General features: G+C 35.4%; 16 protein-coding genes. All 16 read left to right on the top strand.

Translation table 11 applies throughout. The annotated features are described in order from the left end of the window. Positions 1 to 29 precede the first annotated feature (29 nt). Entirely contained in the window at positions 30 to 1,103 is a 1,074-nt protein-coding gene (locus NSU17_RS02845; protein WP_445684085.1) for a protein-glutamate methylesterase/protein-glutamine glutaminase, read from the top strand. A gap of 15 nt (positions 1,104 to 1,118) precedes the next feature. Then, positions 1,119 to 3,191: a chemotaxis protein CheA gene (locus tag NSU17_RS02840; protein WP_340433474.1), complete on the top strand. Its 2,073-nt coding sequence runs from the start codon at positions 1,119 to 1,121 to the stop codon at positions 3,189 to 3,191. Between the two features lie 23 nt (positions 3,192 to 3,214). After that, positions 3,215 to 3,661, top strand: coding sequence for a chemotaxis protein CheW (locus NSU17_RS02835; RefSeq protein ID WP_340433472.1), 447 nt, complete (start codon positions 3,215 to 3,217; stop codon positions 3,659 to 3,661). A gap of 24 nt (positions 3,662 to 3,685) precedes the next feature. Beyond that, complete coding sequence (locus tag NSU17_RS02830; RefSeq protein ID WP_340704230.1) at positions 3,686 to 4,309, top strand: chemotaxis protein CheC; 624 nt, start codon at positions 3,686 to 3,688, stop codon at positions 4,307 to 4,309. A 1-nt stretch (position 4,310) separates the two neighbouring features. Then, entirely contained in the window at positions 4,311 to 4,814 is a 504-nt protein-coding gene (locus NSU17_RS02825; protein WP_016836781.1) for a chemotaxis protein CheD, read from the top strand. Next, on the top strand, positions 4,811 to 5,173 hold the full coding sequence (locus tag NSU17_RS02820) for a hypothetical protein (protein WP_232019922.1): 363 nt from the start codon (positions 4,811 to 4,813) through the stop codon (positions 5,171 to 5,173). Before NSU17_RS02825 ends, NSU17_RS02820 begins: the two co-directional genes overlap by 4 nt. A gap of 172 nt (positions 5,174 to 5,345) precedes the next feature. Continuing rightward, positions 5,346 to 6,110: a FliA/WhiG family RNA polymerase sigma factor gene (locus NSU17_RS02815; RefSeq protein WP_096550672.1), complete on the top strand. Its 765-nt coding sequence runs from the start codon at positions 5,346 to 5,348 to the stop codon at positions 6,108 to 6,110. Between the two features lie 14 nt (positions 6,111 to 6,124). Further along, a complete protein-coding gene (locus NSU17_RS02810; protein WP_340704229.1) occupies positions 6,125 to 6,439 on the top strand; it encodes an RNA polymerase subunit sigma in 315 nt (104 codons plus the stop codon). 8 nt (positions 6,440 to 6,447) lie between these two features. Continuing rightward, positions 6,448 to 7,053, top strand: coding sequence for a hypothetical protein (locus tag NSU17_RS02805; protein WP_340704228.1), 606 nt, complete (start codon positions 6,448 to 6,450; stop codon positions 7,051 to 7,053). A gap of 160 nt (positions 7,054 to 7,213) precedes the next feature. Further along, the gene (gene rpsB, locus NSU17_RS02800; RefSeq protein WP_016836786.1) at positions 7,214 to 7,933 is read left to right on the top strand and encodes a 30S ribosomal protein S2; all 720 of its coding nucleotides are present in this window, start codon (positions 7,214 to 7,216) and stop codon (positions 7,931 to 7,933) included. Between the two features lie 127 nt (positions 7,934 to 8,060). Continuing rightward, on the top strand, positions 8,061 to 8,945 hold the full coding sequence (gene tsf, locus NSU17_RS02795) for a translation elongation factor Ts (RefSeq protein WP_096550675.1): 885 nt from the start codon (positions 8,061 to 8,063) through the stop codon (positions 8,943 to 8,945). A gap of 95 nt (positions 8,946 to 9,040) precedes the next feature. Beyond that, the gene (pyrH, locus tag NSU17_RS02790) at positions 9,041 to 9,766 is read left to right on the top strand and encodes a UMP kinase (protein WP_016836788.1); all 726 of its coding nucleotides are present in this window, start codon (positions 9,041 to 9,043) and stop codon (positions 9,764 to 9,766) included. Further along, positions 9,766 to 10,323: a ribosome recycling factor gene (gene frr / locus NSU17_RS02785; RefSeq protein WP_016836789.1), complete on the top strand. Its 558-nt coding sequence runs from the start codon at positions 9,766 to 9,768 to the stop codon at positions 10,321 to 10,323. The genes pyrH and frr overlap by 1 nt, the downstream gene beginning before the upstream one ends. A 246-nt stretch (positions 10,324 to 10,569) precedes the next feature. Then, positions 10,570 to 11,355: an isoprenyl transferase gene (locus NSU17_RS02780; protein WP_096550678.1), complete on the top strand. Its 786-nt coding sequence runs from the start codon at positions 10,570 to 10,572 to the stop codon at positions 11,353 to 11,355. Next, on the top strand, positions 11,352 to 12,146 hold the full coding sequence (locus NSU17_RS02775; protein ID WP_096550679.1) for a phosphatidate cytidylyltransferase: 795 nt from the start codon (positions 11,352 to 11,354) through the stop codon (positions 12,144 to 12,146). The genes NSU17_RS02780 and NSU17_RS02775 overlap by 4 nt, the downstream gene beginning before the upstream one ends. An 18-nt stretch (positions 12,147 to 12,164) precedes the next feature. Beyond that, positions 12,165 to 13,310, top strand: coding sequence for a 1-deoxy-D-xylulose-5-phosphate reductoisomerase (locus NSU17_RS02770; RefSeq protein WP_340704227.1), 1,146 nt, complete (start codon positions 12,165 to 12,167; stop codon positions 13,308 to 13,310). The last annotated feature ends 7 nt before the right edge of the window (positions 13,311 to 13,317 follow it).

Raw genomic sequence — 13,317 nt, 5'->3', positions numbered from 1 at the left:
AATTGCTAATAGTAGACGATTCCGCTTTCATGAGGAAAGTAATCAGTGATTTCTTTCATCAACATCCATCGATTGAAGTAATTGGTACAGCAAGGAATGGAAAGGATGCAATTCAAAAAATTCAACAACTAAACCCAGATGTTGTCACAATGGATGTTGAAATGCCGGAATTAAATGGTATTGAAACGTTAAAGCATATAATGGAAATTTCCCCTGTTCCTGTCGTTATGATATCCAGTTTTACTGAAAAAGGTGCTCAGAAAACATTGCAGGCAATGGAATATGGGGCAGTTGATTTTGTGACAAAACCTGGGGGCACGATTTCTCTTGATTTACATAAAGTTAAGGACGAGCTTATTCGAAAAGTAGAGCTCGCTTCAAAAATTCCGATTGAAAAATTAAGAAAGCAAATTAATCCAAAAAAACATTATATAAACAATATTCAACAAGAAACAACCCTAAACACTAATGAAACGCAAGTAGTAACAGAATTTTCATCTACTAGTAATAAAAATTGGACAAAAACTTCAGAGAAGATTGTATTAATAGGTACATCAACTGGTGGGCCACGAGCTTTGCAAGAAGTGATGACAAATTTGCCTGAATCCTTATCGGCACCCATATTAATTGTTCAACATATGCCACCAGGGTTTACAAAATCATTAGCAGACAGGTTAAACCATCTTAGTAAAATCCGAGTGAAGGAAGCTGAACAGGGTGAAATCGTTGAAAAAGGAACAGCTTATATTGCACCAGGTGGTTACCATTTAAAAATGAAAAAAAATGGCCAACATTATCAAATTGTTTTAGATAATCAGGAACCACCAAGAGCTGGCCACAGACCAAGCGTTGATGTTCTCTTTGAAAATATTAGCCAGTTTAATGAATTAGATAAAATTGCAATCATCATGACTGGGATGGGTAATGACGGTTCTAAAGGGTTAATGGCATTGAAGAAATCTGGAAATGTCATCGCGATTGCTGAATCAGCTGAAACTTGTATCGTTTATGGTATGCCAAAAGCTGCCGTTGAGACAAAGTTAGTTGATGAAGTAGTCAATTTAGATGAAATTTCAGAGACAATGATGAAATATTTGTCATAAAGGGAGTGTTTTCGAATGGAAATGAATCAGCAATATTTGGACATGTTTATAGAAGAAAGTAAAGAACATTTACAAGCTTGTAGCGATCAATTATTAGAACTTGAAAAGAATCCGAATGATTTATACATCGTTAATGAGATTTTCCGCTCGGCTCATACATTAAAAGGAATGGCTGCTACGATGGGATTTGAAGACTTAGCGGATTTAACACATAAAATGGAAAACGTTCTAGATGCCATTCGAAATGAAAAAATCGTTGTTGATTCAAATCTATTAGATATTGTATTTGAATCGGTAGACCATTTAGAAGCGATGATAGTGGATATAGCAAATGGCGGTGATGGGAAACGGGATGTTTCCGATATAGTATCGAAATTAAAAGCGATTGAAGCAGGTCAACTGATTCCTACAAGCACTCCAACTGAACAAGAAATGGCAGCAGATGTATACACGGAAGAACCTACTACTGACCGATATTTAATTTATGATGAGTACGATGTTACAGTATTGCAACAATCGAAAGAACAAGGGTTTAATGTATATGAAATTACTGTTTCCCTTCGACCTGACTGTCTATTAAAGGCAGCTCGAGTATACATGGTTTTTGAGGTTTTGGAAAAAAATGGTGAAGTATTAAAATCTTTTCCAACGGTTGAAAAGCTTGAGGAAGAACAGTTCGATCAAACATTCCAAGTAACATTCATTACGAAAGATTCTGCGGAAGAAATTCAAAAGAAAATTAATAAAGTTTCTGAGATTGATAAAGTTGTAGTAATACCATTGACGAAAGAAATGATTAAAGAAGCAAGCAAAGAAGAATTGGTTTCAAAAGAACAACTTCAACAAGAATCAAAAAAATCTGAACAACAACCTTCAAAACAGCAGAAAAAATCTGAACCGTTAAAGAAAGAATCGAATGCGACGAAACAAAGTGCACAGTCAAAAACGATTCGGGTAAGCATCGAGCGCCTTGATATTTTAATGAATCTATTTGAAGAATTAGTAATAGACCGGGGACGATTACAATCGATTGCGACAGATGTTAAACATTCAGAATTAACAGAAACAGTTGAGCGAATGAGCCGTACGATGGGAGATTTACAAAATATTGTCCTTACAATGCGCATGATTCCAATTGAAACGGTATTTAACCGCTTCCCTAAAATGGTTCGTTCTTTATCCAGAGATTTAAATAAAAAAATAAATCTGGAAATTATCGGTGCAGAAACGGAACTAGACCGTACAGTAATCGATGAAATTGGCGATCCGTTAGTTCACCTAATCCGTAATTCTGTAGACCATGGTATCGAAAGTCCGGAAGTGAGAAAAGCAAAAGGTAAACCAGAAGAAGGTACGGTCATCTTACGGGCATATCATAGTGGAAATTATGTATTTATTGAAATAGAAGATGACGGGGCTGGAATCAACAAAGATAAAGTATTAAAAAAGGCAATCGATCGAGGTATTGTGACGAAAGAATCGGCGTTAGTATTAACCGATAAGCAAATTAATGAACTCATATTTGAATCAGGTTTCTCAACAGCTGAAAAGATAACGGATGTTTCTGGGCGCGGTGTCGGCTTAGACGTAGTAAAAACAACGATTCAGTCTCTTGGAGGCAGCATTTCTATTGAGTCAGAACAAGATGTTGGTTCGAAATTCTCCATTCAATTGCCATTAACACTATCTATTATTTCTGTCATGCTCGTAGAAATTGAGAAAGAAATTTATGCGATTCCGTTATCATCAATTATCGAAACTTCAATTATTAAGAAATCTGAGATTTTAAATGCTCATAATCAAAAAGTAATTGATTTCCGAGGAAAAGTTGTTCCGTTAATTTTCTTAGATGAAGTATTTGAAGTACCGCGCAATGAAATTTATGATGATGAGTATTTATCTGTTGTGATTGTTCGAAAAGGTGATAAATTAGCTGGTTTAGTCGTTGATTCATTCATTGGCCAACAAGAAATTGTTTTAAAATCATTAGGCAACTATTTAAAAAATATTTTTGCCATTTCAGGTGCAACAATTTTAGGTAATGGACAAGTAGCGTTAATTATTGATATTAATGCGTTAATGAAATAATTCCATGAAATGAGGTGTTGTAAATGGCAACTGTAGTAGAGCAAGAAAGTATAAAAGTAATAGTTTTCCAATTAATGGATAAGGAATATGCTATTCCTGTAAGCCAAGTTCAAGGTATTGAGAAAATGATGCATATTACTCGAGTACCAAGAACAGAAAAATTCGTAAAAGGTGTCATCAATTTGCGCGGAGTTGTAACACCTATTATTGATTTGCGTGAACGTTTTGGTCTTCCATCATCGGAAAATACTGAATCCGTAAGAATTATTATTGTTCAGTTTGATGACATGGAAGTAGGATTTGTAGTAGATTCCGCGAACGATGTCATAGATCTTCCAGTGAATTCTATTGAACCTCAACCAGAAGTAGTAGGTGTGATAGAAGAAGCATTCATCTCAGGGGTTGCTAAAATTGATAATCGTTTATTAATATTGCTACATTTAGATAAAGTATTAAATATATCTGAATAGTATATTAAAAAAGTAGGGATTCATATGGGGCATCCTAAAATTAATTCTATGCATTTAGACATTCTGAAGGAGATTGGAAATATAGGTGCAGCTCATGCAGCGACTGCTTTATCGGATTTGCTAAAGAAAAAAATCGAAATGCGCGTCCCAAAAGTAGAAATGATTACATTTAATGAAATGATGGATTTAGCTGGCGGACCGGAAAAAGTAGTTGTAGGTATTTTCTTGCGAATCGAAGGCGATTTAGAAGGAAGCATGTTTTTCATATTGCCGATTGAACAGGCCAATCGGTTCATTCAACATCTCATTCAAGATGACCTGTTCGATTTTCAATCCAATGGCTCTTTCATCGGAATGTCCGCAATGCAAGAAATGGGAAACATATTATCTGGATCTTATCTATCCGCCTTGTCTGATTTTTTGCAATTAAAAATGTATCCTACAGTACCTGGTTTAAGCATTGATATGTTTGGGGCAATCATTAGTATTGGCCTCATTGAAATTTCTCAAGTAAGCGACTATGTGATTGTCATCAATACATCCATTTCGGAAGAAGGGCTTGAAAATACAGAAATGAAAGGGCACTTTTTATTATTACCTGACCCTGAGTCTTTTAATGTAATATTTAAGGCGTTAGGGGTCGAATAGTATGTTTGCATCGAAGGAAGGAAAGGTAGTTAAAGTTGGAATTGCCCAAATGGATGTAGTCAAATCTCCGGATACGATTCGAACTTCGGGACTAGGATCATGTGTGGGAGTCGTTTTATATGATGAAACGAAGAAGGTTGCAGGGCTTGTTCATATTATGTTACCGGATTCTTCATTAAGCCGTTCAGAAACAATCAATTGTGCAAAATTTGCCGATACTGGTATTCAAGGTCTACTAGAGATGTTATTAGTAGAAGGGGCTCAAAAGTATCGGTTAAAGGCCAAAATAGCTGGTGGAGCCCAAATGTTCCAATTTGCTTCAGATAAGAATATGATGAGAATAGGTCCTCGCAATGTTGAAGCTGTGAAAAAAGTATTAAAAGAATTGGGGATTCCTCTCATTGCGGAAGATACAGGTGGTAATAGCGGTAGGACGATTGAATTTGATCCTGATACTAGTAAATTAATGATTCGAACAGTCAATAAAGGGGTGAGCGAAATATGATGTATGGCTCTATATTTTATAATTGTTGGGGTAGTTTAATAGCATTTACCATTACCTTTGCGATTATGTTTCAAATTTCTATATTTCCTTCGCAGATTTTACTTGTTTCATTCATTGTTGCACTCGCTGCCTTTGTTGTAATGTTCGCTGTACGGTATTTAATAGGCTATATTTTGTATACACCCGATGACGCGCTTTTTGCAGATTTTATTGAAGAAGTTGCATCTAAGAACAGTGAAAATATAATGGATGAGGAAATGGATAATAGATTTAGAAGAGCTTCTAATGATTTTCAAGATGAAAATCCAGAAGAAATTGCAGATGTCGTGCGTAGGTTGCTAGAAGAAAGAGATACCTAAGAACTATTTTATAAATTGTAGAGAGCCGAATTTAGGCTCTTTTTTCATATCTATTAAGAGGAATTTTCTAATGGTTAGTAAATGATTTAGTCCTATAGAATGCTGTGTTTTTTAAACCTATATTTGGTATAATAATGGAAAGAAAAGCGTTTGTTAAAGAAAGGTGGATTCGATGGTAAGTAAGCTAGATGAACAAAAATTATGGAATAGCTGGATAAAAGATCGAGATCCGCATGCAGGGAATTTACTAATAAAAAAATACATACCGCTTGTGTCCTATCATGTTCAACGTATAGGTACTGGATTGCCAAAAAATGTGTCTCGGGATGATTTGACTAGCTTAGGTATGATGGGACTATTTGACGCTTTAAATAAATTTGATATTAATAGAGATTTAAAGTTTGATACATACGCATCTTTTCGTGTACGGGGAGCCATTATTGATGGCCTAAGAAAAGAGGATTGGCTACCTCGTACTGCAAGGGAAAAAGCGAAAAAAATGGAAGCTACAATTGAACAATTAGAACAAAAATTAATGCGCCATGCAACACCTGAAGAACTGGCAGAACATATGAATATGCCTGTCGAAGAAGTATATCAAACAGTACAAGAACATTTCTTTTCAAATATATTATCTCTAAACGAAACGCAGCAAGATTCTGAAGATACTGATGGGAAAGCTTGTGTCATTCGAGATGAAAATACACGAACACCTGAACAAGAGGCGCTTCATAAAGAACTAGTGGACGAACTTGCTGAAAATATTAAAAAGTTAAGTGAGAAGGAACAACTTGTATTAAGTCTATTTTATTCTGAAGAAATGACATTGACGGAAATTGGAGAAATGTTAGATTTATCCACATCTCGTATTTCGCAGATTCACTCAAAAGCGTTATTGAAATTGAGAAAACTGCTATCAAGCGAGGCTAATGCTTAAATTAGGAGGAGCTAATGAGTTTAAAAGGTGTTGAATTACAAATTGCTATTCCGAAAACTGTTGACGCTGGGAAAATGGTTGGGGAGCATCAACAGCACGTCGTTCAGCAACAATATAATGCTAACGAGTCGTTAAAAAGAGAGATTGAAAGAAAGCAGCTTAGCGTGAATGACACCGAAAAAATCTCAGAAGTTTCTGAAGAAGAAAAAGAAAAAAAACGAAAAGGAAAACAATCATCCAACAATCACAATGGACAAAAGAAACAACAACAAGAACAGCAGAGAGTACAACATCCATATAAAGGAAAGTATATAGATTTTAGCGGATAGGAGATTTTATGACTACCATAATCATCATTCTATTGATTATTTCTCAATTGATTAGCTTTTTCCTCATTTTCATTTTAAATGCGAAAATCGCTAAATTTAAAGATTTGGAATTGCGACAAGATAAATTAATGGAAGAAATGGAAAATGCAATTAGCGTCTATTTGATGGAAGTGAAGGAAGAAAATGAGCGTTTTATTGATGAATTAATAAAGCTATCAAAACCTCAATCAAATGAAAGCTATAACATGGCAAATGAACAAATAAATAAACAAATTTCTGATCATATTAATAAAGACAGTGTTCAATTAAAAAATGAAGAAAACAATGGGAATCCAAAAATAGAAAAGTTGCAAGTGATTCCGAAAGCTGTTGCAAAAAATGCCTACATTCAACAACAAAAATCTCATACGTCTAATAGAGAGAAGGTGAATGAAGAGGCGGTAAATGAAGAAAAACAGCAAAAACTCACTGAAACTAATTTACAAATGACATCACCAACACTCAAAGAAAAAATCGTTGCTCTTCATCAAGAAGGTAAATCGATTGAGGAAATCGCAAAAATTACGCAAAAAGGAAAAACGGAAATTGAACTTTTATTAAAGTTCAATTCATAAAATTCCTTGCACAGTAAAAGGGATTGTGTTATATTACCAAGTGGTGTGATTATTACACACGCATTTTGATGAATAAGTGGTGCTTAAAGATTTTCTTTAAGTTGCTTATTCAGATGAGAAATGCGGAGGAACAAAACCAATATATTTAGGAGGAAAATTCATGTCAGTAATTTCAATGAAACAATTACTTGAAGCTGGTGTACATTTCGGACACCAAACTCGCCGTTGGAATCCAAAAATGAAAAAATACATTTTTGTTGAACGTAACGGCATTTACATTATCGACTTACAAAAAACTGTAAAAAAATTAGAAGAAGCTTACGAGTTCATGCGTGAAGTTGGCGCTAATGGCGGAAAAGTTCTTTTTGTTGGTACAAAAAAACAAGCACAAGACGCTATTAAAGAGGAAGCTGAACGTTCAGGCAACTTCTACATTAACCAACGTTGGTTAGGTGGAACGTTAACAAACTTCGACACAATTAAAAAACGTGTTGCTCGTATGAAAGAAATTGAGAAAATGGAAGAAGAAGGAATTTTTGACGTTCTTCCTAAAAAAGAAGTTACGAAATTGAAAAAAGAACATGAACGTTTAGTGAAATTCCTTGGCGGTATTCGTGAAATGACTGAATTACCTGACGTAATGTTCGTAGTAGACCCACGTAAAGAACGTATCGCTGTAGCTGAAGCTCGTAAATTAAATATTCCGATTGTAGGAATTGTAGATACAAACTGCGATCCAGATGAAATTGACTACGTAATTCCTGCAAACGATGATGCGATTCGTGCTGTAAAATTATTAACTGCTAAAATGGCAGATGCTCTTATCGAGTCTAAACAAGGTGAATCAGAAGCTCCAGCTGAAGAAGTAGTTGCTGAGTAATTCACTACTACAAAGGGTGATAAGTGGATGTTTCACTTATCACCTTTTTTTAAGAAACTAAGGTTTCTTATTATATAAAAAGGCTAAAACTTATAGTAAACATAAATTATCCAAGGAGGAACTTTCAATGGCAATTACTGCTCAATTAGTAAAAGAACTTCGTGAAAAAACGGGCGCAGGTATGATGGATTGTAAAAAAGCCCTTGTAGAAACGAACGGTGATATCGATGCTGCAATCGATTACCTACGTGAAAAAGGTTTATCATCTGCAAGTAAAAAAGCTGATCGTATCGCTGCGGAAGGTACAACTTACATTTTAACTGAAGGTAACGATGCTGTAATTTTAGAAGTAAACGCTGAAACTGACTTCGTTGCGAAAAACAGCCAATTCCAAGAATTAGTAAAAAACTTAGCGGCACAATTATTAAAAGCTAAACCTGAATCTTTAGAAGCTGCTTTAGAAGTAAAAAATGAAGAAGGTGTTAGCATCGCAGAACAAATTTCTTCTGCTGTTGCAACAATTGGTGAAAAAATCACTCTTCGTCGTTTCGAAGTGAAAACTAAAACAGATGCTGATACATTCGGTTCTTACTTACACATGGGTGGACGTATCGGAGTTTTAGTTGTACTTGAAGGTTCAACAGACAGCGATGCTGCAAAAGATATCGCTATGCATATCGCTGCAATCAATCCAAAATACATTACTCGCGAAGAAGTACCTGCGGAAGAAGTTGAACGTGAACGCAAAGTGTTAACAGAACAAGCATTAAACGAAGGTAAACCAGAAAATATTGTGGCAAAAATGGTTGAAGGTCGTCTTGGAAAATTCTTCGAACAAGTTTGCTTACTTGATCAAGCATTTGTTAAAGATTCTGATAAAAAAGTACGCGATTTCGTGAAATCTACTGGCGGTAACGTAACTTCATTCGTGCGTTATGAAGTTGGAGAAGGTATTGAAAAACGTGCAGACAACTTTGCAGAAGAAGTTATGAGCCAAGTGAAAGGTAAATAATTGTAGGATAAATACACAAACTTTATGGGGAGCACTCTAAGTGTTCCCTATTTTTCAGAAATGAAAATACATTATTCACATAACGGAGGTTTACTATGAGTGTGCCGCAGTATAAACGAGTTGTAATCAAAATTAGTGGTGAGGCATTGGCAGGAGAAGCAGGATTCGGCATCTCGCCAAAAATCATTAAGTCAGTTGCTGAAGATATTAAAGAAGTTGTAGATCTTGGTGTTGAAGTTGCAGTTGTAGTTGGCGGAGGAAACATCTGGCGTGGTAAAATAGGAAGTGAAATGGGAATGGATCGTGCTTCTGCCGACTATATGGGAATGCTTGCGACTGTGATGAACTCTCTTGCACTTCAAGATGCATTAGAAAAACTCAACGTGGAAACTCGAGTGCAATCTTCAATCGTAATGACCCAAGTGGCGGAACCTTACATACGTAGAAAAGCAGTGCGTCATCTTGAAAAAGGACGTGTAGTAATCTTCGCTGCTGGTACTGGAAATCCATTTTTCTCTACAGATACAACAGCTGCATTAAGAGCTGCAGAAATAGAAGCAGAAGCCATTTTAATGGCGAAAAATAATGTCGATGGTGTTTATTCTGCGGATCCAAAAACTCACGAAGATGCAGTGAAATATGATACACTCACTTATTTAGATGTCATTCAACAAGGTTTACAAGTGATGGATTCCACTGCTTCCACTTTATGTATGGACAACGACATCCCATTAATAGTATTCTCTATTATGGAAAAAGGTAATATTAAACGTGCCGTTTTAGGTGATAAAATTGGGACAGTTGTTAGGAGGAATGCATAATGTCAAATAATGTATATGAACAAGCGAAGGAAAAAATGAACAAATCCATTGCTGCCTTTACCCGCGAACTTGCTTCAATTCGTGCTGGTCGAGCAAACGCTTCATTACTCGATCGAATCACTGTTGATTATTATGGGGTACCAACACCGGTTAACCAACTTGCTGGTATTTCGGTTCCAGAAGCACGACTCCTTGTCATTACACCTTATGATAAATCAATTTTAAGTGAAATTGAAAAAGCGATTTTAAAATCTGATATTGGTATTACGCCTACAAACGATGGAAATGTCATCCGTTTAACAATTCCACCTTTAACAGAAGAACGTCGCAAAGAATTAGTGAAAATCGTGAAAAAAGAAGCGGAAGACGCAAAAGTTGCAATTCGTAACGTTCGTCGTGATGCGAATGATGATTTGAAGAAAATGGAGAAAAATGGTGAGATTACGGAAGACGAACTACGTGGTCAAGTAAATGATATTCAAAAATTAACTGATGATTTTATTGCAAAAGTGGAAAATTTGGCAAAAGAAAAAGAAGAAGAAATCCTTGCAATTTAATGCTTACTCAGTTATAACAGAACTTTCTGTAGGAATGTGACGTCCTTTCATCTAGGACGTCATTTTCATTTATCTCATCTATGTTTTATCCATCAATTATTATTGATATGATTGAACAAAAAATACATATGATAGTAAAACATTACAAAAAATACGAATAATGATCAAGGAAATAAAAGACACGTATATTTGTTTTTGATATTATTAATAAGAATACGTCCAAAACGTTGTCAGGTGGGGGAATAAATGGTATTAAAAAATTTTTTTAATAAAACTAAATATGAGAAAAAAATAGCCGAAGAAAGCATCAATCTTGAAGTAATCCCTTCCCATATTGCAATCATCATGGACGGTAATGGACGTTGGGCAAAAAAGCGTGCAATGCCACGAATCGCTGGACATCATGAGGGGATGAAAACTGTTAGAAAAATAGCACGTGTGGCAGATGATTTAGGTGTGAAAGTGTTAACACTATATGCCTTTTCAACAGAAAACTGGAAGCGTCCCAAATCGGAAGTAGAATTTTTAATGAGCTTACCAGAAAAATTTCTTAATGATTTTTTACCTGAAATCATGGAACGAAATATTCGCGTGCAAATGATTGGTGAAAAGGAAGGTTTACCAGAACATACAAAAAAAGCTTTAAATAAAGCGTTAGAAAAAACAAAAAATAATACAGGGCTTATTTTGAATTTTGCGATGAATTATGGCAGCCGTGCCGAAATTGTGAATGCTATAAAAAAGATGATGATAGATGTACAAGAAGGAACATTAAATTTTGATTCGATTACTGAAGAAACAATGAACCAATATCTAATGACATCACATCTACCGGAACCAGATTTATTAATTCGTACAAGCGGAGAAGTACGATTAAGCAATTTTATGCTTTGGCAATTAGCCTATACTGAGTTTTGGTTTACGGATACGCTATGGCCAGATTTTAATGAGGAAACTTTCTTAGAAGCAATTCAAGCCTATCAAAAAAGAAATCGTCGCTATGGTGGATTGAAAGGAGAAGAAATGTATTGAAGCAACGTATTATAACGGGTGTAGTAGCAGCAGCTTTTTTCATCCCGTTTGTATTATATGGTAATCTCCCGTTTACTCTATTAGTTTACGCAATGGCTACAGTTGGAATGTTCGAACTACTACGCATGAAAAAGATGGCTATTTTCTCAGTTCCAGGCTTAATTGGGTTACTGACCGTATATATGCTATTAATGCCTGATCATTTTGCGGCAAAAATCCAAGATATCACATCTTATTCGAAATTAGAATTTCTTGTCATTGCTGCACTGTTATTATTAATTCATTCTGTCATTGTAAAAAATCATTTTACATTCGATGAAATTGGATTTGTCCTACTGTCAGCTTTGTATATAGGAATCGGATTTTATTATTTAATTGAAACGAGAGATGCAGGGTTACAATTTATTATTTTTGCTTTACTTGTAGTTTGGTCTACTGATTCAGGGGCATATTTTACTGGTAGAAAATTTGGGAAAAACAAGCTATGGCCAGAAATTTCACCTAATAAGACGGTTGAAGGATTTTTCGGAGGGATTTTGATAGCGGTTGTATCTGCCTGTGTTATGCAATTTATTTACCCCTTTGAAAAACCTTGGTTTATACTAATACTTGTAACGATTGTAAGCTCTATTTTTGGACAATTAGGTGATTTAGTAGAATCTGCTATTAAAAGACATTATGATGTAAAAGATTCAGGAAAACTTCTTCCTGGACATGGTGGAATACTAGATCGATTCGATAGTTTATTGTTTGTATTACCATTATTCAACTTGTTGCATTTTGTTAGTTAATGAAGGGAAGGACCCAAATTGAAAAAAATTAGTTTGTTAGGGGCAACAGGCTCAATTGGATGGCAAACTTATGATATATTAAAATCCCATCCAGAAGAGTTCCAACTTGTTGCTTTTTCTGCAGGAAAAAATATAGAAAAAACTAGAGAAATTATTAAAACATTACAACCTGAGTTAGTTTCTGTGCAAGAGGAAAAAGATGCACTTGCATTAAAAAAAGAGTTTCCTCATATACATTTTACATACGGCGAACAAGGTTTAGTAGAAGTTGCAACACATCCTGAGACGAGCGTTTTATTGAATGCAGTTTTAGGAAGTGTTGGTTTGCCATCTACATTAGCTGCCATTCGCATGGGAAAAACGATTGCAATCGCTAATAAAGAGACCCTTGTTACCGCTGGTCATCTAGTAATGAAAGAAGCAAAAAAACATAATGCACCGATATTACCAGTTGACAGTGAGCATTCAGCGATATTCCAGGCGATGAATGGGGAAAATCCAAAACAAATTAAGCGGTTAATTTTGACAGCTTCTGGCGGTGCATTTCGTGATAAAACTCGCGATGAATTAAAAAATGTTACAGTCAAGGATGCCTTGAATCATCCGAACTGGTCAATGGGTGCAAAAATTACAATTGATTCTGCAACGTTGATGAACAAAGGATTAGAAGTGATTGAAGCCCATGTACTATTTGACATGCCTTTTGACCAAATTGATGTCTTGCTTCATAAAGAAAGCATTATCCACTCGATGGTGGAATACCATGATACAAGTGTCATCGCTCAATTAGGAACTCCAGATATGCGTGTACCAATTCAATATGCATTAAGTTACCCAGACCGATTGCCACTTGTTGGTGGAAAGTCATTAAATTTAGCTGAAATTGGACAACTACATTTTAAAGAAGTTGATTTTGAGCGATTCAGAGCATTAAAACTGGCTTATGAAGCAGGAAGAATTGGCGGAACAGTTTTAACGGCCATGAATGCAGCTAATGAAGCAGCAGTACAGTTGTTTTTAGAAGAAAAAATTGCATTTTTACAGATTGAAGAGATTATCGAACGCATCATGAATGACCATCACAATGTACTGAATCCTGATTTGGAAACGATTTTGCATGTAGACAGTGAAACAAGAAAAAAAGTGCTTCATATGGTACAATAAACACGAG

The organism is Ureibacillus sp. FSL K6-2830 (assembly GCF_038004145.1).
In the GTDB taxonomy this organism is placed as follows: Bacteria; Bacillota; Bacilli; order Bacillales_A; family Planococcaceae; genus Ureibacillus; species Ureibacillus thermosphaericus.
Note: the sequence above shows the minus strand (reverse complement) of the source record. Positions and strands in the feature narration are given on the sequence as shown.

Coding starts and splice junctions, on each gene's coding strand:
- NSU17_RS02845 (WP_445684085.1), top strand. CDS start 30: ATGAGGAAAGTAATCAGTGATTTCTTTCATCAACATCCATCGATTGAA.
- NSU17_RS02840 (WP_340433474.1), top strand. CDS start 1,119: ATGGAAATGAATCAGCAATATTTGGACATGTTTATAGAAGAAAGTAAA.
- NSU17_RS02835 (WP_340433472.1), top strand. CDS start 3,215: ATGGCAACTGTAGTAGAGCAAGAAAGTATAAAAGTAATAGTTTTCCAA.
- NSU17_RS02830 (WP_340704230.1), top strand. CDS start 3,686: ATGGGGCATCCTAAAATTAATTCTATGCATTTAGACATTCTGAAGGAG.
- NSU17_RS02825 (WP_016836781.1), top strand. CDS start 4,311: ATGTTTGCATCGAAGGAAGGAAAGGTAGTTAAAGTTGGAATTGCCCAA.
- NSU17_RS02820 (WP_232019922.1), top strand. CDS start 4,811: ATGATGTATGGCTCTATATTTTATAATTGTTGGGGTAGTTTAATAGCA.
- NSU17_RS02815 (WP_096550672.1), top strand. CDS start 5,346: ATGGTAAGTAAGCTAGATGAACAAAAATTATGGAATAGCTGGATAAAA.
- NSU17_RS02810 (WP_340704229.1), top strand. CDS start 6,125: ATGAGTTTAAAAGGTGTTGAATTACAAATTGCTATTCCGAAAACTGTT.
- NSU17_RS02805 (WP_340704228.1), top strand. CDS start 6,448: ATGACTACCATAATCATCATTCTATTGATTATTTCTCAATTGATTAGC.
- rpsB (WP_016836786.1), top strand. CDS start 7,214: ATGTCAGTAATTTCAATGAAACAATTACTTGAAGCTGGTGTACATTTC.
- tsf (WP_096550675.1), top strand. CDS start 8,061: ATGGCAATTACTGCTCAATTAGTAAAAGAACTTCGTGAAAAAACGGGC.
- pyrH (WP_016836788.1), top strand. CDS start 9,041: ATGAGTGTGCCGCAGTATAAACGAGTTGTAATCAAAATTAGTGGTGAG.
- frr (WP_016836789.1), top strand. CDS start 9,766: ATGTCAAATAATGTATATGAACAAGCGAAGGAAAAAATGAACAAATCC.
- NSU17_RS02780 (WP_096550678.1), top strand. CDS start 10,570: ATGGTATTAAAAAATTTTTTTAATAAAACTAAATATGAGAAAAAAATA.